We start from the raw sequence: 25617 nt of genomic DNA on the forward strand, positions 1-25617 counted from the left end.
ATGATTCAGTTATGGGTATTTATGAAAGTAGTGACAAAAAAGAAATAGGATGGTGCTGAATATGGCAACTTTAAAAGCAAATAAAAGAACTGATTTCAAACGTTCCACACTGCAAAAAATCCGTCATTCAGGACACGTTCCTGGTGTCATATACGGAAAAAATACAGACAACCTTGCTGTTTCATTAGACAGTATTGATTTATTAAAGACATTACGTGATGAAGGAAAAAACACAATCATCACATTAGACGTTGGCGGTGAAACAAAATCTGTGATGGTGACAGAACTGCAAACAGATCCGTTGAAAAATGAGCTTGTCCACGCTGATTTCCAAGTGGTCGACTTACAGCGAGAAATTGACGCAGATGTACCTGTACAACTCATTGGCGAATCCAAAGGTGTAAAGGATGGCGGTGTGCTTCAGCAGCCACTATTTGAGCTATCCATTACAGCGAAACCAAAGGATATCCCGCAAAATATTGAAGCTGATATTACAAACTTAGAAGTAAATGACGTACTAACAGTTGGTGATCTGTCTGTTCAGTCTACGTATCAAATTAATAATGATCCAGAAGAAGTTGTTGCTTCGATCTTACCGCCTCAGCAATCAGAGGTTCCAGAGCCAGATAGTGAAGAGGAAACGCAAGAGCCTGAAGCCATTAAAGAAAAAGATGACAGCGAAGAATAACTGGTCAATTAGAGACGTAACCCTCCCGCGGTTACGTCTTTTGTGCTAGAATGAAAAGAATTCATACGTTTTGCATGAGGCAATCACATTGGCTCATTTTTTAGGCGTGTGCATGTGCGACAAAGGAGGTTATTGGTTTCATGATTGCGTTCGTTGGATTGGGTAATCCAGGAAAAGAATATGAAAAAACAAGACATAACGTCGGGTTTATGACAATAGATGAACTATCAAAAAAATGGGACATCCCATTAAATCAATCAAAATTCCATGGACAATATGGAACTGGGTTTGTTTCGGGGCAAAAGGTTCTACTTGTGAAGCCTCTTACATATATGAACTTATCGGGGGAATGTGTGCGTCCGCTGATGGATTACTATGATATTCCCCTTGAACATTTGAAGGTCATCTATGATGATCTTGATTTGCCAACGGGCCGGATTCGTTTGCGTACTAAAGGAAGTGCAGGCGGACATAACGGAATCAAATCGTTGATTCAGCATTTAGGTTCACCTGAGTTTGACCGATTCCGTATCGGCATTGGCCGTCCACAAAACGGCATGAAGGTCGTCGATTACGTACTAGGACGCTTCTCAGAGGAAGAACAGCCTGATATCTCATCTGCTATTCAAGCATCTGTTGAAGCTTGTGAAGCGGCTTTAACAAAGCCTTTTTTAGAAGTGATGAATGATTTTAACAAGAAGGTATAAGAATGATAAGCAAAGCACATACTGATCATAAAATCTCAGCATGGGAGGATCACGTATGGCTTTGCACTATTACTGCCGGCACTGTGGTGTAAAGGTTGGCAGTCTAGATGAATCCGCTGTCCAAAGTGAAGCACTTGGATTTCATCACTTAACAAATGAGGAAAGAAACGATATGATTTCTTATAGGGAAAATGGTGATTTACATGTACAAACCATTTGTGAGGATTGCCAAGAGGCGCTCGAAAGAAATCCTGATTACCATCAGTATCATACCTTTATTCAATAAAAAGCTTTGGTGTAGATAATAGACCAAAGCGTTTTTCTGTTTTAAACAAGCAGGGAGGAGGAGCCAAATGAAAAATATACAATCATTTATCAAACAAAGTGATGATTTTCAGTCCATTTTCAATGGGCTAAAGGAAGGTTTAAAAGAACAACTGCTCGCCGGACTATCAGGCTCCGTCAGATCTTTATTTACAGCCGCCATATCAGACGAATTAAAGCGGCCGATGTTTATTGTGACACACAACTTATATCAAGCGCAGAAGGTCACAGATGATCTAGCAAGTGTGATGCCAGATCGTTCGGTCCTTCTTTATCCTGTCAATGAACTCATTGCATCTGAAATTGCTGTGGCAAGCCCGGAGCTTAGAGCGCAGCGTCTTGATGTATTGAATCGTCTCGCGAATGGAGAAAATCCGATTGTCGTGACCCCAGCAGCTGCAGTGCGTAGAATGCTTCCTCCTGTTGAGCTCTGGAAGGAGAGTCAGATCCATTTAAAGGTTGGTGAAGAAATTGATTTGGAGGCGTTTTCAAAACAACTCGTGCAAATCGGTTATGACCGGACGTCCATGGTCGCTGCGCCCGGAGACTTTAGTGTGCGCGGAGGAATCATTGACATTTATGCGTTAACGGAAGACCACCCGATCCGTATTGAGCTGTTTGATACAGAAGTGGATTCTATTCGGTCCTTCCACTCTGACACGCAGCGTTCATTGGAAACACTTCAAGAAATCAAGATTGGCCCGGCGAAAGAGCTGATTGTAAGAGGGCCTGAACGAGTGAGAGCGATTGAACAGCTTGACGAAGGTCTTGCCAGTAGCTTAAAGAAATTCAACTCGGATAAACAAAAAGAACTGCTCCATCAGAATATTTCTGCTGATCGTGAGAAGCTGCTAGAAGGTATTGTGACACAAGAAATGACGAAGTATCTGTCCTATTTCTATGAAAAGCCTGCTAGTTTGCTAGATTATACATCGCAGGATACGATTATCATTCTAGATGAAATCAGCAGAATTCAGGAGATGGAAGAACAGCTTGAACAGGAAGAAGCAGATTGGACAATTAGTCTGCTGGAAGAAGGGAATATTCTGCATGATCTAGCCCTTTCCTTCCCATTTCAAGAGCTGTTCAATCAGCAATCGAGATCGATTCTGTACTATTCCTTATTTTTGAGACATGTTCAGCAGACCAATCCGCAAAATATCGTCAATGTATCTAGTAAGCAAATGCAGAATTTCCACGGGCAAATGAATGTGCTTGCAAGTGAAATTGAACGCTACAAAAAGCAGAATTATACGGTTGTCTTTTTAGGTGCGGATGAAGAGCGGACAGAGAAGCTGTCATCTGTCTTGCATGATTATGACATTGAAGCAGCTCTTGCTAAACCTGATGCTGAGCTTGTCAGCGGGCAAGTATATATTTTACAAGGTGAGCTGCAAACCGGTTTTGAACTGCCTTTATCCAAGCTTGCTGTCATTACAGAGGGTGAACTTTTCAAGAAACGTGTGAAGAAGCAGGCACGTAAGCAAAAGCTGACGAACGCAGAGCGAATCAAAAGCTATTCAGAGCTGCAAGTGGGCGATTATGTGGTGCACATTAACCACGGGATCGGTAAGTATTTAGGAATTGAAACGCTTGAAATTGGCGGCATTCATAAAGATTATTTAAATATTCATTATCAAGGAAGCGACAAGCTTTATGTCCCTGTTGAACAAATTGATCAGGTGCAGAAGTATGTAGGGTCAGAAGGAAAAGAACCAAAGCTATACAAACTAGGCGGCAGCGACTGGAAACGTGTGAAGAAAAAAGTAGAATCATCTGTGCAGGACATTGCAGATGATCTGATTAAGCTGTACGCAGAACGTGAAGCAAGCAAAGGGTATGCCTTCTCGCCTGACCATGAGATGCAGCGCCAGTTTGAATCTGCATTCCCTTACCAAGAAACAGACGATCAAATTCGCTCGATTCATGAAATCAAGCAAGACATGGAGCGGGAGCGCCCGATGGATCGTCTGCTTTGTGGAGATGTGGGCTATGGAAAAACAGAGGTGGCGATTCGAGCGGCCTTCAAAGCCATTGCTGACGGGAAACAGGTGGCACTGCTTGTACCAACAACGATCTTAGCGCAGCAGCATTTTGACACGATTATGGACAGATTCCAAGACTATCCTGTTAAAATCGCTCAGCTTAGCCGCTTCCGTACACGAAAAGAAACAACAGAAACCTTAAAAGGGCTGAAAAACGGAACGATTGATATGGTCATCGGTACGCATCGTCTTCTTTCAAAAGACATTGTGTACAAGGATTTAGGACTGTTAATTATCGATGAAGAGCAGCGCTTCGGTGTAACGCATAAAGAGAAAATTAAGCAAATGAAAGCCAATATTGATGTGCTGACGTTAACGGCAACGCCAATTCCTCGTACGCTTCATATGTCGATGCTTGGCGTACGTGACTTATCTGTTATTGAAACGCCACCTGAGAACCGTTTCCCAGTTCAAACCTATGTTGTCGAGTACAATGGTGCGTTAGTTAGAGAAGCTATTGAGCGAGAATTGGCAAGAGGCGGTCAAGTGTACTTCCTTTATAACCGAGTGGAGGATATTGAACGAAAAGCAGATGAAATCTCGATGCTTGTTCCAGACGCAAAAGTAAGCTACGCACACGGGAAAATGAGTGAGAACGAGCTGGAATCCGTGATGATTAATTTCCTAGAAGGTGAATCGGATGTACTCGTTAGTACAACCATTATCGAAACGGGCGTAGACATACCAAATGTGAACACGCTCATTGTTCATGATGCTGATAAAATGGGGCTTTCGCAGCTGTACCAGTTAAGAGGACGAGTTGGGCGCTCGAATCGTGTGGCCTATGCTTATTTCACTTATCGAAAAGATAAAGTGCTTTCTGAAGTAGCTGAGAAAAGACTTCAAGCCATTAAAGAATTCACTGAGCTTGGGTCAGGCTTTAAAATTGCGATGCGTGATTTAACGATTCGAGGAGCAGGGAACTTACTTGGTGCACAGCAGCATGGATTTATTGATTCTGTTGGATTCGATCTTTACTCTCAAATGCTGAAAGAAGCCATTGAAGAAAGAAGAGGCGATACGACTGCTCAAGAAAAATTTGAGCCGGAAATTGACCTCCAAATTGACGCCTACATTCCAGATAGCTATATTTCTGACGGCAAGCAAAAAATCGAGATGTATAAACAGTTTAGAGCGATTGGATCTATAGAAGAGCGGAAAGAGCTTCAAGATGAAATGATTGACCGATTCGGAGAATATCCGCAAGAAGTGGCTGATTTGTTCACGATTGCGACGATGAAGGTGTACGCTGTGCAGGAACGTGTCGAGTTGATCAAGATGGAGAAAGGCATTGTTAGACTCACTCTCGATGAAAAAGCAAGCAGCGACATCGATGGTCAAAAATTATTTGAGCTTGGCAGTCAATATGGACGTGATATCGGTCTTGGCATGGAAGGCAGCAAGCTGATTATTTCTGTCCAAACAAAAGGCAAGAAAACGGAGGAGTGGCTTGAAGTCGTTCTTCGTATGCTTCGAGGTCTTCAAGATGTGAAAAAAGAAACCATTCCATCTTCATAAAATTTTGTTGGTCTCTCGTGTATATTACGTTTGATGTGACAGATACTAAACTCAGGGTCAAGTGGTGAATGTTGCATAAAGTGGACGCTTTTGTTCCATTCACCCAACACATCATCAAACGAAAGAGAGGCAGCAGTGAATGAAAGCAACTGGAATTGTACGCCGCATCGATGATCTAGGTAGAGTGGTTATACCGAAGGAGATTCGCAGAACATTGCGCATCCGGGAAGGAGATCCACTTGAGATTTTTGTCGACCGCGATGGAGAAGTCATTTTGAAGAAGTATTCACCGATTAGTGAGCTAGGAGACTTTGCGAAGGAATATGCTGATGCTTTATTCGACAGTTTGGGTCATTCTATCCTCATCTGTGATCGTGATACGTATATTGCTGTATCCGGCAGTTCAAAAAAAGAGTACTTAAACAAATCCATTAGTGATTTACTTGAACGAACAATGGATCAGCGTAATTCTGTATTAGAGGACAGCAAGAAAGAAATTCAGCTTGTGGATGGTATTGATGATGATGTATCAGCTTATACCATTGCACCTATTGTTGCAAACGGAGATCCAATTGGCGCCGTCGTCTTATTTTCTAAAGAGCGTTCAATGGGAGAAGTGGAGCATAAAGCGGCAGAAACGGCAGCTGGCTTCTTAGCCCGTCAAATGGAACATTAGGTCTAATAATTCTATATCATCTTGATAAAAAAAGAATGCCGATGAAATCATCTGATTTTGTCGGCGTTTTTTATATGGAATGAAACAAAATAATGAATGTATCGTCTACTCCTTAGAAAGAAACGGCTCGCCAGTCACGTATGATATAATGAGTGCGTTTAAATGCAGGTATATTTTTTGATTGAACATAAAGGAGTCATCCATGAAAAATGCTGTGAATCAGCCGCATTGGCTTTTCCAAGGTGCGGTGATTTTAACCATCGCAGGCTTGTTATCAAAGGTACTGAGTGCCGTATATCGTGTCCCTTTTCAAAATATCGTAGGAGACACAGGTTTTTATATTTATCAGCAGGTCTATCCCTTTCTTGGCATTGCGATCATGCTCGGCACCACTGGTTTTCCTGTGATGGTGTCCAAGCTCCTGAGCGAGCATGGTGAGGAGAATCGCCGAATCATTACAAAGGTATCCTTGGTGTATATCACTTTGCTGAGCTTGTTCTTATTTCTTTGTTTATACATAGGAGCAGGCACAATTGCGAATCTCATGGCGGACAGTCAATTAATGCTTCTCATCCAGATGAGTTCGTTTGTGTTTCTATTTCTGCCGCTTACCGTGATGCTGAGGGGTGTTTTTCAGAGTGATGGGCTGATGCTCCCCACTGCGGTCTCTCAATTGGCTGAGCAGCTCATTAGAGTAGGCGTCCTGCTTGTTTTATCTTTCTATTTTGTGAGACATGGCTATTCACTTTATGAAACAGGAGCGGGTGCGGTGTTCTCTTCTATAGCTGGAAGTGCGGCTTCACTCCTTTTGCTTCTTTTCCTTTGGCTGACCTATCGGAAGCGGTTGTCAGCGAGCAAGACATTAAAACAGGCTACACTGCGGAAAAAAGATGTGCTGAAGAGTTTGGTGCTGTATACATTGACGATTTGTGTGAGTGGATTGCTGATCCTATGGATGCAAATGATCGATGCTTTTCACCTGTATGCGCTACTGCGCAGTGAGGGACTGAGTGAAGCAGCTGCAAAGGCGGCAAAAGGCGTATATGACCGAGGTCAGCCGTTCCTGCAGCTCGGGACGGTGTTTGCAATTAGTATTGGGACGTCTCTTGTTCCGTTTTTGTCGTCGGCCTTAAGAAAAGGGCAGCATGAAGCAATTCGTGAAAAAGTACGTACATCGTTTAAGGCAACATCGGTGCTGGGGATTGGTTCAGCTGTCGGGCTTATATGTATTTTATCGTCTGTGAACATTATGCTTTTTCGTAATGACTTAGGGACAGATGCGCTGCAAATATTTTGCATATCCATTGCCTTCACATCAATGGCGATTACGCAAACCGCTTTACTTCAGGGTCTGGGACATACCGTGTACCCAGCTGTTGTGGTCCTGATCAGTGTACTGGTGAAATGGGGGCTGACGCTGGTTCTTGTCCCGTTATTCGGCATTTATGGAGCCGCATGGTCGACTGTTTGTGGGTTTCTCGCCGCCGCTGCGCTCAATGCGGTGTATTTGAAGCATAAAGGGTGGATTTCAATAAGAGAGCTATTCCCAGTGAAAATTCTTTTATCAGCAGCATTCATGGCCGTCGTTTTAATTGGATATCAGGCATTGTTTTCTTGGGTCATTCCCTTTGAGAAACGTCCGTTTTCTGTTTTAGAGAGCCTGACTTCAGTTTTTATTGGTGGTTTCGCCTTTTTATATAGTATTCTTAAGCTAGACGTATTTACGGAAGAGGAATGGAGACTCATTCCATTAGGAGAAAAGATTTTATATTTTAAACAGATGAGAGGGAATCGAAATGGCAGGTAAGATTACAGTCGTTGGTCTTGGGGCAGGCGACATGGATCAGCTGACGCTCGGTGTATATAAGCAGCTGAAGCAGGCGAAAGAAGTATACATGAGAACGCAGGATCATCCACTCACCGCAGAATTGATGCAGGAGGTCCCGTCTCTGACCTTTTTTGATGAGATATATGAAAAGCATGATCAGTTTGATGCAGTGTATGAGGAAATCACAGACATTCTCTTCCGAGAGGCTGATGAGAAAGATATTGTTTATGCAGTACCAGGTCACCCGTTTGTAGCGGAAAAGACAGTGCAGCTTCTTGTTTCACAACAGAAGGAGCGCGGGGTTGAGGTGTACGTGGCTGGTGGACAAAGCTTTTTGGATGCGACGTTTAATTCCTTACAGATTGACCCAATTGAAGGGCTGCAATTCGTTGACGCAGGGGATATGAGAGCGGATGATCTAAAGTTGACCCAGCATGTGCTGATCTGTCAAGTATATGATCAGATGACAGCCTCGAATGTGAAGCTGACCCTCATGGAAAAGCTACCTGACGATTATGAAGTCTTTATCGTAACGGCAGCTGGAAGCAGTCAGGAACAGATTACAGGTGTTCCTTTATTTGAACTTGATCGAGATGTGTCGATAAATAACTTAACGAGTGTTTATGTGCCTCCAATCCAAGATGAAAAGCTACTCTATCAACAATTTGACACTTTCCGTGAAGTCATTCGTACATTAAGAGGTCCTGGCGGCTGTCCTTGGGATCAAAAACAAACGAATGAGTCGCTCAAACCATATTTAATTGAAGAATGTTATGAGCTGCTGGAAGCCATAGATGAAGACGATCCAGATCATATGGTTGAAGAACTCGGAGATGTCCTGCTTCAAGTTTTACTCCATGCCCAAATTGGTGAAGATGATGGTTATTTCTCAATGGATGACGTCATCCAGCATGTCACAGAAAAAATGATTCGACGACATCCGCATGTGTTTGGTGATACCGATGTGTCTGAAGCATCAGATGTCGTCGCCAACTGGGAAAAAATCAAGCAGCAGGAAAAACCGGAGCGTGCAGCATCTATTTTGCAATCCATTCCAACGACTCTTCCAGCTTTAACAAAAGCCTATAAGCTCCAAAAGAAAGCAGCAAAAGTGGGCTTCGATTGGACAGACGTGGAGGATATTTGGAACAAATACGAAGAGGAAAAGCAGGAATTCCTTGTGGAAGTGGCAGAGAAAACGGATGAAGGTGCAACAAAGCAGATGAAGGATGAATTTGGGGATCTTTTATTTGTTCTCGTCAACATCGGCAGATTTTATCATCTAGAGCCTGAAACCGCCCTCTCTTCTGCAAACACAAAATTCATGCGGCGCTTTCAGCATATTGAACAAAAAGCAAAGGACATAGGGCGTTCACTAGAGGATTTGACCCTAGAAGAAATGGACGATCTGTGGAACGATGCCAAACGCATAGAAAGAGGTGAACATACATGAGACTAGATAAATTCTTAAAAGTGTCTCGTTTAATCAAAAGAAGAACATTGGCAAAAGAAGTAGCCGATCAAGGGAGAATCTCCATTAATGGCACGCAGGCGAAAGCCAGCTCTGACGTGAAAGAAGGGGACGAGCTTCAAATTCGCTTTGGCCAAAAGCTTGTGACTGTTCAAGTCAACGAGTTAAAAGACACAACGAAAAAAGAAGAAGCTGCTGGCATGTATACCGTGCTAAAAGAAGAGAAAACAGCAGAATAGGGCTTGTTCTAAATGTCCCGCCTGTCACATACAATGCAGTAACAATGCAAGTATGAGATATGGGGGATGTATAAATGAATCAATATTATAATCAACCTCAAGGCACGAAGTTGTCATCAGAAGCCGAGCATCATGTCACAATGCGCAACAGAAAGCATTTAGATATTACCGGGGTCAAACAAGTCGAGAGCTTTGATAATGAAGAATTTCTGCTTGAGACTGTCATGGGAGTCCTCGCCATTCGCGGAGAAAATCTGCAAATGAAAAACTTAGATGTAGAAAAGGGCGTTGTGTCTATTAAAGGGCGTGTCTTTGACTTAATCTATGTAGATGAGCAGCACGGGGAGAAAGCTAAAGGATTTTTTAGCAAGCTGTTTAAATGACACTGACGGTCCAGTTTTATACGATGCTTTCGATGGCGGCGATGGGCATCTGGCTGGGCGCATCGCTGGATACGTACAAGCTGTTTGTGAATCGGGAAAAAACAGCAAAATGGCTGTTGGTCATTCACGACCTCCTTTTTTGGGTGGTGCAGGGTCTCTTATTCTTTTATGTCCTGCTGCTGACCAATGAGGGAGAATTCAGGCTTTATATTTTTCTAGCTGTTGCTCTAGGTTTCTCGATGTACCAGGCATTGATGAAACAGCTGTATATGAACATCCTCAAGTTTGTAATGAGGTGTATTTATCAGACTGTTCTCGTCCTGAAAAGGCTGATCATGTCGATGGTTTTCCAGCCTATTCGCTGGATCGTTGGTTTGATCATAAGTGCTCTTCTGTTCTTGTTCCACTCGCTCTTACGCCTTGTTCGTTTTGCGTTTCGACTCGTGTGGAAGGTGCTGTATATTGTTTGTTATCCGCTTATTTGGTTACTCAATGTAACCATTATTCATCGAATTCCCGAAAAATGGCGAACATCAATGAGGTTGTTTTTCTCAAAAGGAGCAGGAATTTTACAAGGGATCAAGAAATTATCTCGTACCATGAAAACGAAATGGAAACAATTCTGGACAAAGTAAGAGAGGAGGCCTTCATCCTTGAACGAGAGAAAAAGAAATATCGCACAAATTCAAAATGATTATCAAAAACAAATGGAACAGCAAGCGCAGCGCCTAAAACGCAAACGCCGGGGACTCCTTAGAAGGCTTACCGTGTTTGGAGTCATTGTGCTCATGTTTGCTGTTTTGGTAACAAGTGCCCTCTGGTCGCAATCGTCTGCATTGAAAGAAAAAGAAGAGAAGAAGGTTGCGCTTGAAAAAGAATTGAAGCAATTACAAACAAAGCAGGAAGATATTTCTGATGAAATCAAAAAGCTGAAAAGCAAAGAATACGTACTCGAACTGGCACGACGGGACTATTATATGTCTAAAAAAGGCGAAAAAATCTTTGATGTGGGCAATAAGAGCGATTAGCCTTGTTGACACTTAAAATTCAGTTTATGTATAATTGAACAAATGAGATTTTTTTATAAGTCTAAGGAGGAGCACTTTTTTTATGTCGATTGAAGTTGGCAGCAAGTTACAAGGGAAAGTTACGGGCATTACAAATTTTGGAGCTTTTGTGGAGTTGCCAGGCGGTTCAACTGGTCTCGTTCATATCAGTGAGGTAGCCGATAACTATGTAAAAGATATTAATGAGCATTTAAAAGTCGGTGAACAAGTTGAAGTGAAAGTGATTAACGTTGAAAAAGACGGTAAAATCGGCTTGTCCATTAAAAAAGCAAAAGATCGTCCTCAACAACAACAATCAAGACCGAGCAGAAATGATTTCCGTCCGAAGGAATCGTTTGAGCAAAAAATGAACAAATTCTTAAAAGATAGCGAAGATCGCTTAACATCTTTAAAACGTAACACGGAATCAAAACGTGGGGGGCGCGGAGCAAGAAGAGGTTAACTTGTTGCTGCTTTCTATATATTTTTCACAACAAAGCATCTGCTGTTTAGCGGGTGCTTTTTTTAATACAAATTCAACGTTTTTTGTGCATTTGCCATTTAATTTAAAACTTTCTATTGACGGACAAGCGAATCCTTTGTATTATAGTTCTTGTGCTTCTTAGCGCATTTTACATTATGGCGGTGTAGCTCAGCTGGCTAGAGCGTACGGTTCATACCCGTGAGGTCGGGGGTTCGATCCCCTCCGCCGCTATCCTTTTAAAAAGAACAATAAGCAAGGCCCGTTGGTCAAGCGGTTAAGACACCGCCCTTTCACGGCGGTAACACGGGTTCGAATCCCGTACGGGTCATCTTCAAAACAGCTTTCTATAGGAAGCTGTTTTTTTGTGCTTTCGTAAAATTCTGATGAAAGACATCGACTTTCAAGAAAGTATGCCTCTTTGGCAAATAAAGCGTCGAACGTTTTATGGAAACGACAACTTCTTTTGACAAAATTTCTTTTTCACCTTCGCTATAATGACAAGCAACGAATATCAGGTGGGGGATGAAAAGATGGAAAAACTAGAAAGAAGAACTGATTTAACGGGAGCCGGGTTTGAAAGAATCAGTGCAGGGTTAAAAAAGATGAAAAACCTGTTTCTTCATCATACGCATTCTCTTTTTTTCTATAAAGGGTTTATTTATGTTGTTCTGGGCTTTTTATTAGGACGAGCCTTTATCTTATCTGAAATTATGCCGTTTGCATTGCCTTTCTTTGGGTCCATGCTGCTCATTAAAAGGGATAAAGCGATGCTTGCTTGTCTTGCTTTACTCGCTGGGGCGATGACGATATCACCTCAAAATGCATTATTCGTGTTTGCGTCATTGATCGTGTTCCTTCTCATGTCAAAGGTCGTTTCATTCATCATCAAAGACCCGGTGAAAACATTACCGGTTGTGATTGTGCTCTCAATGCTGATGACCAGGGGAACTTTTGTATACCTCGAGCAGGGTGCGGTTCAAAGCTATGACTATGTGATGGCAGGGGTTGAAGCTGGACTTGCCTTCATTTTGACACTGATTTTTCTTCAAAGTTTGCCGATTTTTACAGTCAGGAAAATCAAACACTCCTTAAAGGTTGAAGAAATTATTTGCTTTATGATATTAATCGCTTCAGTTTTAACAGGTCTGGCTGGGATCACATTTCAAGGAATGCAGGCAGAGCATATTTTGTCACGATATGTAGTGCTGAGCTTTGCCTTTATTGGAGGAGCGAGTATTGGTTGTACCGTGGGTGTTGTAACTGGATTAATTCTTGGTCTCGCCAACATTGGCAACCTTTATCAGATGAGTCTGCTTGCCTTTTCGGGCTTATTAGGCGGATTACTAAAAGAGGGGAAAAAAGCAGGAGCCGCCATCGGCTTGATTGTGGGTTCTTTACTAATCTCCCTCTACGGTGAAGGGTCAGCAGGGCTAATGACAACGCTATATGAATCACTCATCGCAGTTGCACTGTTTTTGCTCACACCACAGTCAGTAACGTCCAAGGTGGCAAAATATATTCCTGGTACGGTAGAGCATGTACAGGAACAGCAGCAATATGCCAGAAAAGTACGAGACGTGACAGCAAAAAAAGTAGATCAATTCTCTAATGTATTTCATGCGCTGTCTGAGAGTTTTGCGACATTTTACGAATCCATTCCTGAGGAGAAGAAGCAGGAAGAGGATGTAGATCTTTTTTTAAGTACGATCACAGAACGTTCCTGTCAAACGTGCTATAAGAAAAATAAATGCTGGGTGCAGAACTTTGATACAACCTATGAACTCATGAAACAAGTTATGCGTGAATCTGATGAAAAAACGTACGAGCATAACCGGAAGTTGAAAAAGAAATTCAGTCAGCACTGCTCAAAATCAAAGCATGTAGAAGAATTGATTGAAGAGGAGATAGCTTACTATAAAGCAAATCAGACCTTAAAGAAAAAGGTCCAAGACAGCAGGCGCCTTGTGGCCGAACAACTGATGGGTGTCTCACAAGTCATGGAGGATTTTTCCCGGGAAATAAAACGAGAAAGAGAGCAGCATTTTATTCAGGAAGAGCAGATGATAGAAGCACTTCAGAACTTTGGAATTGAAATTCAGCAAGTTGAAATTTATAGCTTAGAACAGGGAAATGTTGATATAGAGATGAGAATTCCCTATTGCCAAGGTCATGGGGAATGCGAAAAAATCATCGCTCCAATGCTCTCGGATATTTTAGAAGAACAAGTTTTAGTCAAAGCAGAGCAGTGTGCGGAGCATCCAACAGGTTATTGTCATGTTGTATTCGGTTCTGCAAAATCGTATCGAGTGTCTACAGGTGTAGCACACGCAGCGAAAGGCGGAGGATTAGTATCTGGAGACAGCTACAGCATGATGGAGCTGGGTGCAGGTAAATATGCCGCAGCTATTAGTGATGGGATGGGAAATGGAGCAAGAGCCCATTTTGAAAGCAATGAAACGATCAAGCTGTTAGAAAAAATCTTGGCGTCTGGTATTGATGAAAAAGTAGCGATTAAAACGATTAATAGCATTTTATCTCTACGGACAACAGATGAAGTCTATTCCACATTAGACTTATCCATCATTGATTTACAGGATGCGAGCTGTAAGTTCCTCAAGATTGGCTCCACCCCAAGTTTTATTAAACGTGGTGATCAAGTGATGAAGGTACAGGCCAGCAACTTGCCTATTGGCATTATTGATGAATTTGAAGTAGAAGTGGTGAGTGAACAGATGAAGGCAGGAGATCTCCTTATCATGATGAGCGACGGTATCTTTGAAGGACCAAAGCATATCGAAAATCATGATTTATGGGTCAAACGAAAAATGAAGAGCTTTAAAACAGAAGATCCGCAAGAGATTGCTGATTTATTAATGGAGGAGGTCATTCGCACAAGAGCAGGTCAAATCGATGACGATATGACGGTTGTCGTCATTAGGCTCGACCACAATACACCAAAATGGGCATCCATTCCGACCGGTACATTCTATCTCCAGAAACAAGAGATTTCTTGAAATATCGTATAATATGAATTTCTTCTGGCGATGATGGGGATATAAGCATTCAGTTACAATCCCAGGAGGAATGAAGATGCGAAAAGGTCACGTAAACCAAATCTTACTGATTACAGATGGCTGCTCAAATCATGGGGAAGACCCACTTGCGATTGCCGCATTGGCAAAGGAGCAAGGGATCACAGTCAATGTCATTGGCATTATGGAAGAGAACAGACACGATCATGAAGCGATGAAAGAAGTAGAGGGGATTGCTCTAGCAGGCGGAGGCATTCATCAGGTTGTCTACGTTCAGCAATTGTCTCAAACCGTACAAATGGTGACAAAAAAGGCGATGACGCAAACATTACAAGGTGTTGTGAATAAAGAATTGCAGCAAATTCTTGGCAAAGATACTGAAATTGAAGAGCTTCCCCCAGATAAGCGTGGAGAAGTGATGGAAGTTGTGGACGAGCTCGGTGAGACGGTTCATCTTCAAGTGCTTGTGCTTGTGGATACGAGTGCAAGTATGAAACCGAAGCTGCCAACCGTCAAAGAAGCACTCATCGATCTCTCTATCAGTCTAAATTCGAGAATTGGTGAAAATCAGTTTGGGATGTGTGTATTTCCCGGGAAAAACTCAGATGCAGAAATTGTGTTGAACTGGACGCCTCGGTTCGATTCGTTATCATCGATTTTCCCGAAGCTGACAACAGGAGGAATTACACCGACTGGACCAGCAATTCGAGAAGCACTCCAGCATTTCAAATCAGTTCGTTCACGAAAAGGGCTGCTTGAAGCGAAGGAAGAACATGATGAATTCGGCTTCTAACATCCCATTAGGTACAATGATAAAAGGAAAATGGCATCACCAACATTACCGCATTGTAAAAGAGCTGGGAAAAGGGGCGAACGGTGTGGTTTATCTGGCCGAATCGCCAAAGGGACAAGTGGCCCTTAAAGTGAGTGATGACAGTATGCTCATTGCATCTGAAGTCAATGTATTAAAATCCTTTTCAAAGGCTCCTGTGAAAACCATGGGGCCTTCTTTTTATGATATGGATGATGCTCTTTATCCTGGAATGTCAGAGAAACGGTCGTTTTATGTCATGGAGTATGTCAGAGGGCCATTGCTGCTTGAATTTGTGAAACAAAAAGGCGATGAATGGATCGTCGTTCTCATGATTCAACTGTTGTCTAACCTTGCTCACTTACATAAGGAAGGCTGGATCTTCGGTGACTTGAAGCCTGATAATCTCATCGTTTCAGGCCCCCCAGCTACGATTCGATGTATTGATGTTGGAGGAACAACGAAGGCAGGAAGGGCGATTAAGGAATACACCGAGTTTTTTGACCGCGGCTATTGGGGCTTCGGTACAAGAAAAGCAGAACCTTCTTATGATTTATTTGCTTTAAGTATGGTCATGGTGAACTGTGCCTATAAAAAAGAATTTAAAAAAGGGGCAGAACCAGAAAAGCAGCTTTATCGAGCGATTGAAGGACATCCTTTATTAAAGCGATATGAGAGGGTGTTAAAAGCGGCTCTCCAAGGCAAATATCAATCAGCGTCAGACATGAAAAGCGCGATGCTGAAAGAAGGACAATTGCTTGCTTCAAGAAAATCACGACAGAAGAAGCCATCAAAGCAAAATAGGCAAAAGCCAGCTGTTCCCCAACATCAACAGGCCGCACCTTCACGATCAAGAGTTGCTGCTGCGAAAAGAACATCAGTACGCAAAAAATCAGGCGGTCTTTTTGAAACCATTCTCATCTTATGCAGTGTGCTCGCTCTTTACTGTGCCTATGTGGTTTTATTCCTATTATAGAGCTGTAAAAAAGCAGGCTTCTTCTTTGCTTGGAGCTAATGAAAGTGATAGGATATGTATATCTTTAAATTACCTGCTCTTTGTGAGGAGGAAGTTGTGAATAGAATTGAATCTTTTTTGAAAAAACATGATGTTTTCCTTGAAAATACGACAGTCATTGTCGGGGTTTCTGGCGGACCAGATTCTATGCTCTTGCTGCATGAACTAAACAAACGTCGAAAAGGTTCTTTTCAGCTGATTGCAGCCCATGTAGATCACATGTTCAGAGGAGAAGAATCCTTTGCTGATTTGGCATTTGTTGAAGCGTACTGTAAAGAGCATGAGATCCTTTTTGAATCGGCTCGTATACAGGTCACCCAATATGCAAAAGAAAACCGTTTAAACAAACAGGCAGCTGCAAGAGAGTGCAGATATGCTTTCTTTCGTCAATTGATGGAACAGTACAACGCTCAATTTATAGCGCTTGCACATCATGGAGACGATCAAGTAGAAACAATGGTGATGAGGCTGACAAGAGGGACTGTTGGAATAGGACTCGCAGGTATGCAAGCAAAGCGCCCTTTTCAAGAAGGGTGGCTGATTCGTCCGCTGATTGGATATTCTAAGGATGATGTACTCACTGCTTGCGAAAAAGAACAAGTTCCTTATGTCATTGATCAAAGCAATCACACCGATGACTACTTGAGAAACCGGATCAGAAGACACGTTCTTCCCGTGTTAAAAGAAGAGGCACCTCATGTGCATGAAAGCTTTCAGTTTGTAAGTGACATGCTGACTGAGGATGAGCAGTACTTGCAGGCATTAACAAAGGATCAAATGCATCAAGTCATTACGAATCAAACGCCTAAGCAAATTGAGATCAAAACGAAGCCTTTGCTTGACCTGCCTTTGCCTTTACAAAGAAGAGGCATTCAACTAATATTAAACTATCTTTATGAAAACACTCAATCAGCGTTTTCAAACCAGCATATTCTAGGGACTTTGGACTGGTTATCTCATACTGATCAACCGTCTGGATCATTAGATTTGCCAAAAGGTTTACAAGCTGTCAAATCTTATGATCACTGTATGTTTACCTTTGAACGATCGCTTGTCATAGATCAGTCATATACTCATCATTTAAAAGGTGAGCTTGGCGAGGAACTCTTTCTCCCGAATGGACAGTCTATCTTAGTATCAAATCATGTTCCGAAGGATGCACGGAACGGAAACCATTTTTTCTTGCTTCAAAAAGATCATGTTCGTCTTCCTTTGATCATTCGCTCACGAAAAAACGGTGATCGAATCAAACTTAAAGGGATGAATGGATCAAAAAAGGTGAAAGATATATTTATTGATAAAAAAGTGCCTCTTGCAGAAAGAGACAGCTGGCCGATCGTCACTGACTCGGATCATCAAATCATCTGGATCCCAGGTCTGAAAAAATCTGTTTTTGAAGAAATTGATATGACAAACAGCGATCTCATTGTATTACAATATAGACAGCACGAAAATTTGTAGGGGGCAAGCAAAAGCATGAAACAAGATATTGAAAAGATTTTGATCTCAGAAGAAGAGATCCAGCTAAAAGTGAAGGAACTGGGTGCAACATTAACCAGCGATTATGATGGTAAATTTCCCCTGGCTATTGGTGTTTTGAAAGGGGCTCTTCCATTCATGGCAGACCTGATCAAACACATTGATACATATTTAGAGCTTGATTTTATGGATGTATCTAGCTACGGAAAGTCTACCGTATCTTCTGGAGAAGTGAAGATCATCAAAGATCTAGATACTTCTGTTGAAGGAAGAGATATTCTAATTATGGAAGATATCATCGACAGTGGGTTAACTTTGAGTTATCTGGTAGAGCTTTTCCGATACCGTAAAGCAAACTCCATTAAAATTGTGACATTGCTTGATAAACCAAGCGGCCGCAAAGCAGACATCAAAGCAGATTATGTTGGGTTTGAAGTACCAGATGCATTTGTTGTTGGCTATGGATTGGATTTTGCCGAACGTTACCGAAACCTCCCGTATATTGGAGTGTTAAAACCATCTGTTTACGAAGGCTAATGAGCACACGTTTACATGAGGTTATTGGTTGTGTTGGAATGATTTTCTATGATACTATTGAACATAGTTGTGCTTACTGTGGGAGGAGGTAAGGAATGAATCGGGTTTTTCGTAATACGATTTTTTATATACTTATTTTATTACTTGTGATAGGGGTTGTCAGTTGGTTAGGATCCCCTAATCAAAAGCCTGAGAACATGTCTTACAGCAAATTTTCGCAAAATTTAAGTGCGGGAAAAGTGGAGAGTATCTCCATCCAGCCTGTAAGAGGGGTTTATGAAATTCGTGGTCAATTAGATGGCGCGAAGAAAGATGAATACTTCATTACCCACGTTCCAGACGGTCAAGGAGTTGACCAAATTTACAGTGCACTGAAGAATACAGATGTAAAAGTAGAACCAGCACCTGAAACAAATGGATGGCTGCAAGTTCTGACAACCATCATTCCATTCATCATCATCTTTATCCTGTTCTTCTTCTTATTGAACCAAGCTCAAGGCGGTGGAAGCCGTGTCATGAACTTTGGTAAGAGTAAGGCGAAGCTTTACACAGAAGAGAAGAAACGTGTGAAATTTAAAGATGTTGCCGGTGCGGATGAAGAAAAACAAGAGCTCGTAGAAGTGGTTGAATTCTTAAAAGATCCACGTAAATTTGCGGAGCTTGGCGCAAGAATCCCTAAAGGGGTTTTACTAGTAGGACCTCCAGGTACAGGTAAAACATTGCTTGCGAGAGCATCTGCAGGAGAAGCAGGCGTTCCTTTCTTCAGCATCAGTGGTTCTGACTTCGTCGAGATGTTCGTCGGTGTCGGTGCATCACGTGTACGTGATTTGTTTGAAAATGCGAAAAAGAACGCACCTTGCTTAATCTTTATTGATGAGATTGATGCAGTGGGTCGTCAGCGTGGAGCAGGTCTTGGCGGTGGTCATGATGAGCGTGAACAAACGCTTAACCAGCTTCTTGTTGAAATGGATGGTTTTAGTGCCAACGAAGGGATTATCATCATTGCTGCAACGAACCGTGCAGATATCCTAGATCCTGCATTGCTGCGTCCGGGACGTTTTGACCGTCAAATTACGGTTGACCGCCCAGATGTCATTGGCCGTGAAGAAGTACTGAAGGTTCATGCGAAAAACAAACCGCTTGATGATACAGTCAACCTGAAAGCCATTGCAAGCAGAACACCAGGGTTCTCTGGGGCAGATCTTGAGAACTTACTAAACGAAGCAGCACTTGTTGCTGCCCGTCAAAACAAAAAGAAAATTGATATGCGTGATATCGACGAAGCAACTGACCGTGTCATTGCTGGACCGGCTAAGAAAAGCCGTGTCATTTCGAAGAAAGAACGCAATATCGTGGCGTACCATGAAGCAGGTCATACCGTCATTGGACTTGTCCTTGACGAAGCTGACATGGTGCATAAAGTAACGATCGTTCCTCGTGGTCAGGCAGGCGGATATGCGGTCATGCTTCCAAGAGAAGACCGTTATTTCCAAACGAAGCCAGAGCTTCTTGATAAAATCGTCGGCTTGCTCGGCGGTCGTGTTGCAGAGGAAATTACGTTTGGTGAAGTAAGTACAGGCGCTCACAACGACTTCCAGCGTGCAACAGGCATTGCAAGAAGAATGGTCACAGAGTTCGGTATGTCTGATAAACTTGGTCCACTTCAATTCGGTCAATCACAAGGAGGTCAAGTATTCCTTGGCCGTGATTTCAACAATGAGCCGAATTATAGTGAAGCGATCGCTTACGAAATTGACCAAGAAGTTCAGCGCTTCATCAAAGAAAGCTACGAACGTGCGAAACAAATTCTCACTGAGAATAAAGATAAGCTAGAAATCATCGCACAAGCTCTTCTAGAAGTGGAAACATTAGATGCTGAACAAATCAAATCTCTTTACGAAACTGGAAAGCTTCCAGAGCGTGTATACGCAGATGACGAAGAGAAAAACGATGATGTGAAAGTGAACATCAAGAAAAAAGAAGAAGATGAGGAGATCTAATCTCTTTCTATAAAAAGCTGTCGGGCTCACCGGCAGCTTTTTTTATTTCGATTCATGAATGGATCGGTTTCGAATTGTTTACAAATGGAACTCAATTCGTGTATGGTATGATAGAAAGTCGAAAAATGCTCTTTTTGAGACACTATTCAAAGTGGTGATGAAGTTGTTACTCGTGATAGATGTAGGAAACACAAATACCGTTTTAGGTGTTTATCATAATGGCGATTTGAACTACCATTGGCGGATTGAAACAAGCCGTCATAAAACAGAAGATGAATTTGGTATGGCAATCCGATCCTTATTTGACTATGTAGGGCTAATGTTTGACCAGATAGAAGGGATTATCATTTCCTCTGTTGTTCCGCCAATGATGTTTGCTCTGGAAAGAATGTGCGAAAAGTATTTTCACATTACTCCTCAAATCGTTGGGCCTGGCATGAAGACTGGATTAAACATTATGTGTGACAATCCAAAGGAAGTCGGCGCTGATCGAATTGTGAACGCAGTGGCGGCCATTCACCTGTATGGGGCACCTCTCATTGTGGTAGACTTTGGAACAGCCACAACCTACTGCTATATCAATGAACAAAAACAATACATGGGTGGCGCAATTGCACCGGGTATTACCATCTCAACAGAGGCTTTATATACAAGAGCGGCTAAGCTGCCAAGGATTGAAATTGTTCGTCCGGATCATATCGTAGGGAAAAACACGATTAGTGCGATGCAATCAGGTATCCTGTATGGATATGTTGGTCAAGTCGAGGGAATAGTGAAACGGATGAAGCAGCAAGCCAAACAAACACCGAAAGTCATTGCAACAGGCGGTTTGTCTACATTGATTGGAAATGAATCAGACTGTATTGATATTGTCGATCCGTTCCTCACATTAAAAGGACTCCAATTAATTTATGAACGCAATCGTGTCGGTGTATTATAGGAGGGTTTAATCAAAATGGATTATTTAGTTAAAGCGTTAGCATATGACGGGAAAGTCCGTGCGTATGCTGCGAACACAACAGATACAATCAACGAAGCGCAGAGAAGACACCATACGTGGCCAACTGCTTCAGCTGCAATCGGCAGAACCATGACAGCGACTGTCATGATGGGAGCCATGCTGAAAGGCGAGAATAAATTAACTGTCAAAATTGAAGGCGGTGGGCCGATCGGAGCCATCATTGCGGATGGAAACGCAAAAGGTCAGGTGCGCGGATATGTCTCAAACCCACAAGTTCACTTTGATTTAAATGAACATGGGAAGCTGGACGTTAGACGTGCTGTTGGCACATCTGGAACGTTAAGTGTTGTCAAAGATATCGGACTGAAAGACCACTTTACAGGGCAAACGGAAATTGTCTCAGGTGAAATTGGAGATGACTTTACTTATTACCTCGTCTCTTCTGAACAAGTGCCATCCTCTGTAGGTGTGGGTGTTCTTGTCAATCCAGACAACTCGATCCTTGCAGCAGGCGGTTTCATCATTCAATTACTGCCTGGAACAGAAGATGCAGTCATCGAAAGACTCGAAAAGAGATTATCAACCATTGAACCGATCTCTAAACTGATTGAAAAAGGGATGACTCCTGAAGAGATTTTAGAAGAAGTGCTCGGTGAAAAACCTCAAATTTTAGAAACTGTACCTGTCGAATTTTCTTGTAACTGCTCAAAAGAACGGTTTGCCAACGGTATTATCAGCCTAGGGAAAGCCGAAATTGAGGATATGATTGAACAAGATGGACAAGCAGAAGCTCAATGCCATTTTTGTAACGAAACGTATGTATTTACAAAAGAAGAGCTAGAAGAGCTACGTGAAGAAATAACCCGCTAAGCTCTAAGCAGCGGGTTTTCTTTTTAGAATGGAAAGGAGACGAAAGATGAGACTGAAAGCAAGAGTGGTATGGACATTTATCCTCGTTCTGCTCATGATTAATGCCGTTGTCATTGCATATGTATTAACAAAGTCACAAATGTCGCAAGCTTCTTCAAATGGGAAGAGCGGTGAAGAAATTGCTTCTATTGGGAAAGAGAAAGTCACACGTCAAGAATGGTTAAAGAAAATGGAAGACCGCTACGGAAAGGCAACACTTGAACAAATGATCAATCAGAAGGTAGTCAATCAGCTTGCGAAAGAAAACAAGCTGGAGGTATCTTCAAAAGAGATCAATCGTGAGCTGCTGATGCTGAAAGCGGTATCTAATAATTTCTACGAAGACGGTCATACAAGTGAAAAGGAATGGAAAGAGCAGATTCGTTATCAAATTTTATTAGAACAGCTTCTAACGAGAGATGCGGTCGTTTCTGAAAAAGAAGCCAAATCCTTTTATGAAAAAAACAAAGACTTGTATCAATATGATGACTCATACCGAATTCGCCACATTGTTGTGAAAACAAAAGACGAGGCACAAAGTGTATTAAAAGATTTAAAGGGCGGATCTAGTTTCGAAGCTGTAGCAGCTGAACGATCCACCGATCGATATACCTCTCCTTACGGCGGAGATCTTGGATTTGTCACAGAAGAGCAAGAAAGCATTCCAGCCCTATACATACAAGAAGCCCAAAAGCTTCAGCCAGATGAATGGTCGAAAGAGCCGATCGAGATCAAAAATGGTTATGCCATCATACAATTAAAAGAAAAATTAAATGGCCGCTCCTTCTCTTATGAAGAAGTCAAAGATCAGATCAAAAGGCAGATCGCCATGGAAGATCTGGGTGAAAAGGCGAATGTCAAAACCCTGTGGAAAGAAGCAAAAGTCACATGGTTTTACGATGGAGAGCAGGACTAAAAGCATTGACAAAATTTTTCGAAATTGATAATTTAATATTAATACAATAAAATTACTCGGAGATAGAGGTGTTAGTGATGGCTCGTATTGCAAATTCAGTTTTTGAACTAATAGGAAATACACCAGTCGTTAAATTAAACCGTTTAGTAGATGAAGACAGTGCGGATGTCTACTTGAAACTTGAATATATGAACCCAGGCAGCAGTGTAAAAGATCGTATTGCGTTAGCGATGATCGAAGATGCTGAAGCAAAAGGTACATTAAAAGCTGGTGACACACTCATTGAGCCAACAAGCGGAAACACAGGAATTGGTCTTGCGATGGTCGCGGCTGCAAAAGGAATCAATGCGATTTTAGTTATGCCGGATACAATGAGTCAGGAGCGCCGCAACCTTTTACGCGCTTACGGTGCAGAGCTTGTATTAACACCGGGTGCAGAAGGAATGAAAGGTGCCATCAAAAAAGCAGAAGAATTAGCAGAAGAGCACGGATACTTCATGCCTCAGCAGTTCAGCAATGAAGCCAACGCTGAGATTCACCGCCGCACAACAGGGAAAGAGATTCTTGAACAGTTTGACGGCGATCTTGATGCATTTATTGCAGGAGTTGGTACGGGCGGTACGATTACAGGTGCTGGTGAAGTCCTGAAAGAAGCCATCCCATCTATTCAGCTTTATGCGGTAGAACCAACAGATTCTCCTGTACTATCAGGCGGCAAACCAGGTCCGCATAAAATTCAAGGCATTGGAGCAGGGTTTGTTCCGTCTATCTTAAACACAGAAGTATATGACGGCATTATCCAAGTGAAAAACGAAGATGCATTTGAACTTGCAAGAAAGGCAGCGAAAGAAGAAGGAATCCTTGGTGGTATATCTTCAGGAGCAGCCATTTATGCAGCGCTTCAAACAGCGAAGAAGCTTGGTAAAGGGAAAAAGGTTCTAGCGATTATTCCAAGTAACGGTGAACGTTACCTTAGTACGCCGCTTTATCAATTTGATTAAACAATACACCCCAGCATTTGCTGGGGTTTTTTCATGAATTCTGAAGATGGAAAGCAAATACTATTTTCTAATTAAAATGGATTGCATTACAATAAGATTAATGAAAATAAAAAGGATGATTACATGACACAACGTAGGCCGATGGGCATCAAAATTCCTTTTACGAAAGATGCATTCTTGAAACGATACGAACAATTAACGGCTCATGAATCACATCACGTCCTTCTTGAAAGTGCACGTGGCGGAGAATACAGTATTGCCGGCATTCATCCGATCGCTAAAGCGAAAGGGAAGGACGGGATGACCACCATCCATTATCAGAATGAGGTGTTTTTCAAAGAGGGAGATCCTTTCAGGGCATTTGCTGATTGGTTTCAAACCCTTCAAACCAAAACGAACGACGAATATCCTGACTTTCAAGGTGGAGCGATTGGATTTTTAAGCTATGATTATGCGAGATATATCGAGCATTTTAAAATGCTGTCCATCGATGATTTGAAGACGCCCGACTTGTATTTCCTCGTATTCAATGATGTCGCTGTCTTTGATCATAAAGAAGACGTCCTCTGGCTGATGACTCATACAGAAGGAGACGAACCTGTCAGTGAAGTTCATCAAAGACTCGAAGAATTAAAGCAAAGCTGGACAAGCACATCAGAAGAGTCAGCACATTCACCTGTCAACGTGTCTTCTTCGGAATGTGTACCTGCTGCACCTTTTACTGAAGAAGCTTTCGAGGAAGCTGTAGAAACGATTAAACAATATATCGCGAACGGTGACGTGTTCCAAGTGAACCTATCGATTAGACAAGATGAACAGCTTCATACCCACCCATATCATTTATACAAAACATTACGTCGCGTGAATCCATCTCCATATATGTCATATCTGCACACGCCAGATTTCCAGATTGTCTGTGGATCTCCAGAGCTGCTTATTAAGAAAAAAGGCATTCAGCTCGAAACAAGACCGATCGCTGGCACAAGATCAAGAGGCAAGGATGATGTGGAAGATCAAGCGCTGGCAAAAGAACTCATTGAAGATGAAAAAGAACGCGCAGAACATGTGATGCTCGTTGATCTTGAGCGGAATGATCTTGGACGAGTGTCTACTTATGGCTCAGTCAAGGTGAACGAGTTTATGGCCATTGAGAAATATTCACACGTGATGCACATTGTATCAAATGTCCAAGGGGAGCTGCGTGATGATTGTGATGCGGTTGATGTCATGAGAGCTGTATTCCCAGGCGGCACAATTACAGGTGCGCCAAAAGTGAGAACAATGGAAATCATAGAAGAACTTGAGCCAACAAGACGTGGGCTTTATACTGGATCTATAGGCTGGTTTGGATTCAATCAAGATATGCATTTTAATATCGTCATTCGTACGGCTTATTGTACAGGGGGCAGAGCCTTCATGCAGTCAGGTGCAGGCATTGTCATCGATTCTGTACCAAAGCACGAATACAAAGAATCAATTAAAAAAGCCTATGCAGTGAAAAAAGCATTACAGTTGAGCAAAGAAGAGACTATTTTGAGTTAGAGGTG

General features: G+C 42.2%; 22 protein-coding genes, 2 tRNA genes and 1 pseudogene. All 25 read left to right on the forward strand.

Annotation, left to right across the window (positions count from 1 at the left end):
• The first annotated feature begins 61 nt into the window (after positions 1–61).
• The 25 genes and pseudogenes from ACNO7B_RS00255 to ACNO7B_RS00375 all read left to right on the forward strand — a co-directional run bounded on the left by ACNO7B_RS00255 (position 62) and on the right by ACNO7B_RS00375 (position 25612).
• Entirely contained in the window at positions 62–688 is a 627-nt protein-coding gene (locus ACNO7B_RS00255; protein ID WP_008341853.1) for a 50S ribosomal protein L25/general stress protein Ctc, read from the forward strand.
• 140 nt (positions 689–828) lie between these two features.
• Positions 829–1395: an aminoacyl-tRNA hydrolase gene (gene pth / locus ACNO7B_RS00260; RefSeq protein WP_007496201.1), complete on the forward strand. Its 567-nt coding sequence runs from the start codon at positions 829–831 to the stop codon at positions 1393–1395.
• A 55-nt stretch (positions 1396–1450) separates the two neighbouring features.
• Complete coding sequence (locus ACNO7B_RS00265) at positions 1451–1681, forward strand: anti-sigma-F factor Fin family protein (RefSeq protein WP_003217967.1); 231 nt, start codon at positions 1451–1453, stop codon at positions 1679–1681.
• Between the two features lie 67 nt (positions 1682–1748).
• Entirely contained in the window at positions 1749–5282 is a 3534-nt protein-coding gene (gene mfd / locus ACNO7B_RS00270; RefSeq protein WP_417901025.1) for a transcription-repair coupling factor, read from the forward strand.
• A gap of 139 nt (positions 5283–5421) precedes the next feature.
• On the forward strand, positions 5422–5958 hold the full coding sequence (gene spoVT, locus ACNO7B_RS00275) for a stage V sporulation protein T (RefSeq protein WP_007496196.1): 537 nt from the start codon (positions 5422–5424) through the stop codon (positions 5956–5958).
• 202 nt (positions 5959–6160) lie between these two features.
• Positions 6161–7765 (forward strand): putative polysaccharide biosynthesis protein, encoded by a 1605-nt coding sequence (locus ACNO7B_RS00280; protein ID WP_216099588.1) that lies wholly within the window; start codon positions 6161–6163, stop codon positions 7763–7765.
• Positions 7755–9239: a nucleoside triphosphate pyrophosphohydrolase gene (gene mazG, locus ACNO7B_RS00285; RefSeq protein ID WP_417901026.1), complete on the forward strand. Its 1485-nt coding sequence runs from the start codon at positions 7755–7757 to the stop codon at positions 9237–9239. Before ACNO7B_RS00280 ends, mazG begins: the two co-directional genes overlap by 11 nt.
• Positions 9236–9496 carry an RNA-binding S4 domain-containing protein gene (locus ACNO7B_RS00290; protein ID WP_008341839.1) on the forward strand — a complete coding sequence of 87 codons (261 nt, stop codon included), beginning with the start codon at positions 9236–9238 and terminating at the stop codon, positions 9494–9496. The genes mazG and ACNO7B_RS00290 overlap by 4 nt, the downstream gene beginning before the upstream one ends.
• Before the next feature lie 74 nt (positions 9497–9570).
• The gene (gene yabP / locus ACNO7B_RS00295; protein WP_007496190.1) at positions 9571–9879 is read left to right on the forward strand and encodes a sporulation protein YabP; all 309 of its coding nucleotides are present in this window, start codon (positions 9571–9573) and stop codon (positions 9877–9879) included.
• Complete coding sequence (gene yabQ, locus ACNO7B_RS00300; protein WP_017359315.1) at positions 9876–10514, forward strand: spore cortex biosynthesis protein YabQ; 639 nt, start codon at positions 9876–9878, stop codon at positions 10512–10514. The genes yabP and yabQ overlap by 4 nt, the downstream gene beginning before the upstream one ends.
• An 18-nt stretch (positions 10515–10532) precedes the next feature.
• Positions 10533–10907, forward strand: coding sequence for an FtsB family cell division protein (locus ACNO7B_RS00305; RefSeq protein ID WP_007496186.1), 375 nt, complete (start codon positions 10533–10535; stop codon positions 10905–10907).
• 82 nt (positions 10908–10989) lie between these two features.
• Positions 10990–11388, forward strand: a complete 399-nt coding sequence (locus ACNO7B_RS00310; protein WP_003217901.1) for a S1 domain-containing RNA-binding protein — start codon at positions 10990–10992, stop codon at positions 11386–11388.
• Between the two features lie 178 nt (positions 11389–11566).
• A tRNA-Met gene (locus tag ACNO7B_RS00315) sits at positions 11567–11640 on the forward strand.
• A gap of 25 nt (positions 11641–11665) precedes the next feature.
• Positions 11666–11737 (forward strand) — tRNA-Glu (locus ACNO7B_RS00320).
• 202 nt (positions 11738–11939) lie between these two features.
• Positions 11940–14423 (forward strand): stage II sporulation protein E, encoded by a 2484-nt coding sequence (spoIIE, locus tag ACNO7B_RS00325; RefSeq protein WP_417901027.1) that lies wholly within the window; start codon positions 11940–11942, stop codon positions 14421–14423.
• A gap of 76 nt (positions 14424–14499) precedes the next feature.
• Positions 14500–15234 (forward strand): vWA domain-containing protein, encoded by a 735-nt coding sequence (locus tag ACNO7B_RS00330; protein ID WP_008341829.1) that lies wholly within the window; start codon positions 14500–14502, stop codon positions 15232–15234.
• Positions 15218–16228 carry a protein kinase domain-containing protein gene (locus ACNO7B_RS00335; protein WP_417901028.1) on the forward strand — a complete coding sequence of 337 codons (1011 nt, stop codon included), beginning with the start codon at positions 15218–15220 and terminating at the stop codon, positions 16226–16228. Before ACNO7B_RS00330 ends, ACNO7B_RS00335 begins: the two co-directional genes overlap by 17 nt.
• 96 nt (positions 16229–16324) lie before the next feature.
• Positions 16325–17747, forward strand: a pseudogene (gene tilS, locus ACNO7B_RS00340) (tRNA lysidine(34) synthetase TilS).
• Positions 17744–18283, forward strand: coding sequence for a hypoxanthine phosphoribosyltransferase (gene hpt / locus ACNO7B_RS00345; RefSeq protein ID WP_007496175.1), 540 nt, complete (start codon positions 17744–17746; stop codon positions 18281–18283). Before tilS ends, hpt begins: the two are co-directional and overlap by 4 nt.
• A 95-nt stretch (positions 18284–18378) precedes the next feature.
• A complete protein-coding gene (ftsH, locus tag ACNO7B_RS00350) occupies positions 18379–20283 on the forward strand; it encodes an ATP-dependent zinc metalloprotease FtsH (RefSeq protein WP_035704054.1) in 1905 nt (634 codons plus the stop codon).
• Positions 20284–20446: 163 nt separating this feature from the next.
• Positions 20447–21223 carry a type III pantothenate kinase gene (locus ACNO7B_RS00355; protein ID WP_008341820.1) on the forward strand — a complete coding sequence of 259 codons (777 nt, stop codon included), beginning with the start codon at positions 20447–20449 and terminating at the stop codon, positions 21221–21223.
• A gap of 15 nt (positions 21224–21238) precedes the next feature.
• Entirely contained in the window at positions 21239–22114 is an 876-nt protein-coding gene (gene hslO, locus ACNO7B_RS00360) for an Hsp33 family molecular chaperone HslO (RefSeq protein ID WP_007496169.1), read from the forward strand.
• Positions 22115–22160: 46 nt separating this feature from the next.
• Positions 22161–23069 (forward strand): peptidyl-prolyl cis-trans isomerase, encoded by a 909-nt coding sequence (locus ACNO7B_RS00365; protein WP_417901029.1) that lies wholly within the window; start codon positions 22161–22163, stop codon positions 23067–23069.
• Positions 23070–23146: 77 nt separating this feature from the next.
• Positions 23147–24070 (forward strand): cysteine synthase A, encoded by a 924-nt coding sequence (gene cysK, locus ACNO7B_RS00370; RefSeq protein WP_008341814.1) that lies wholly within the window; start codon positions 23147–23149, stop codon positions 24068–24070.
• A 123-nt stretch (positions 24071–24193) separates the two neighbouring features.
• Positions 24194–25612 (forward strand): anthranilate synthase component I family protein, encoded by a 1419-nt coding sequence (locus tag ACNO7B_RS00375; RefSeq protein WP_417901030.1) that lies wholly within the window; start codon positions 24194–24196, stop codon positions 25610–25612.
• Positions 25613–25617 lie beyond the last annotated feature (5 nt).

The organism is Bacillus sp. AK25 (genome assembly GCF_048270685.1).
Taxonomy (GTDB): Bacteria; Bacillota; Bacilli; order Bacillales; family Bacillaceae; genus Bacillus; species Bacillus altitudinis.

Excerpts from the sequence above, each read along its gene's own strand:
- ftsH (WP_035704054.1), top strand. The coding sequence starts at position 18,379 with ATGAATCGGGTTTTTCGTAATACGATTTTTTATATACTTATTTTATTA.
- ACNO7B_RS00290 (WP_008341839.1), top strand. The coding sequence starts at position 9,236 with ATGAGACTAGATAAATTCTTAAAAGTGTCTCGTTTAATCAAAAGAAGA.
- ACNO7B_RS00280 (WP_216099588.1), top strand. The coding sequence starts at position 6,161 with ATGAAAAATGCTGTGAATCAGCCGCATTGGCTTTTCCAAGGTGCGGTG.
- mfd (WP_417901025.1), top strand. The coding sequence starts at position 1,749 with ATGAAAAATATACAATCATTTATCAAACAAAGTGATGATTTTCAGTCC.
- hslO (WP_007496169.1), top strand. The coding sequence starts at position 21,239 with ATGGATTATTTAGTTAAAGCGTTAGCATATGACGGGAAAGTCCGTGCG.
- pth (WP_007496201.1), top strand. The coding sequence starts at position 829 with ATGATTGCGTTCGTTGGATTGGGTAATCCAGGAAAAGAATATGAAAAA.
- ACNO7B_RS00375 (WP_417901030.1), top strand. The coding sequence starts at position 24,194 with ATGACACAACGTAGGCCGATGGGCATCAAAATTCCTTTTACGAAAGAT.
- cysK (WP_008341814.1), top strand. The coding sequence starts at position 23,147 with ATGGCTCGTATTGCAAATTCAGTTTTTGAACTAATAGGAAATACACCA.
- ACNO7B_RS00365 (WP_417901029.1), top strand. The coding sequence starts at position 22,161 with ATGAGACTGAAAGCAAGAGTGGTATGGACATTTATCCTCGTTCTGCTC.
- ACNO7B_RS00265 (WP_003217967.1), top strand. The coding sequence starts at position 1,451 with ATGGCTTTGCACTATTACTGCCGGCACTGTGGTGTAAAGGTTGGCAGT.
- mazG (WP_417901026.1), top strand. The coding sequence starts at position 7,755 with ATGGCAGGTAAGATTACAGTCGTTGGTCTTGGGGCAGGCGACATGGAT.
- hpt (WP_007496175.1), top strand. The coding sequence starts at position 17,744 with ATGAAACAAGATATTGAAAAGATTTTGATCTCAGAAGAAGAGATCCAG.
- ACNO7B_RS00255 (WP_008341853.1), top strand. The coding sequence starts at position 62 with ATGGCAACTTTAAAAGCAAATAAAAGAACTGATTTCAAACGTTCCACA.
- spoVT (WP_007496196.1), top strand. The coding sequence starts at position 5,422 with ATGAAAGCAACTGGAATTGTACGCCGCATCGATGATCTAGGTAGAGTG.
- ACNO7B_RS00310 (WP_003217901.1), top strand. The coding sequence starts at position 10,990 with ATGTCGATTGAAGTTGGCAGCAAGTTACAAGGGAAAGTTACGGGCATT.
- yabQ (WP_017359315.1), top strand. The coding sequence starts at position 9,876 with ATGACACTGACGGTCCAGTTTTATACGATGCTTTCGATGGCGGCGATG.
- yabP (WP_007496190.1), top strand. The coding sequence starts at position 9,571 with ATGAATCAATATTATAATCAACCTCAAGGCACGAAGTTGTCATCAGAA.
- ACNO7B_RS00330 (WP_008341829.1), top strand. The coding sequence starts at position 14,500 with ATGCGAAAAGGTCACGTAAACCAAATCTTACTGATTACAGATGGCTGC.
- spoIIE (WP_417901027.1), top strand. The coding sequence starts at position 11,940 with ATGGAAAAACTAGAAAGAAGAACTGATTTAACGGGAGCCGGGTTTGAA.
- ACNO7B_RS00335 (WP_417901028.1), top strand. The coding sequence starts at position 15,218 with ATGAATTCGGCTTCTAACATCCCATTAGGTACAATGATAAAAGGAAAA.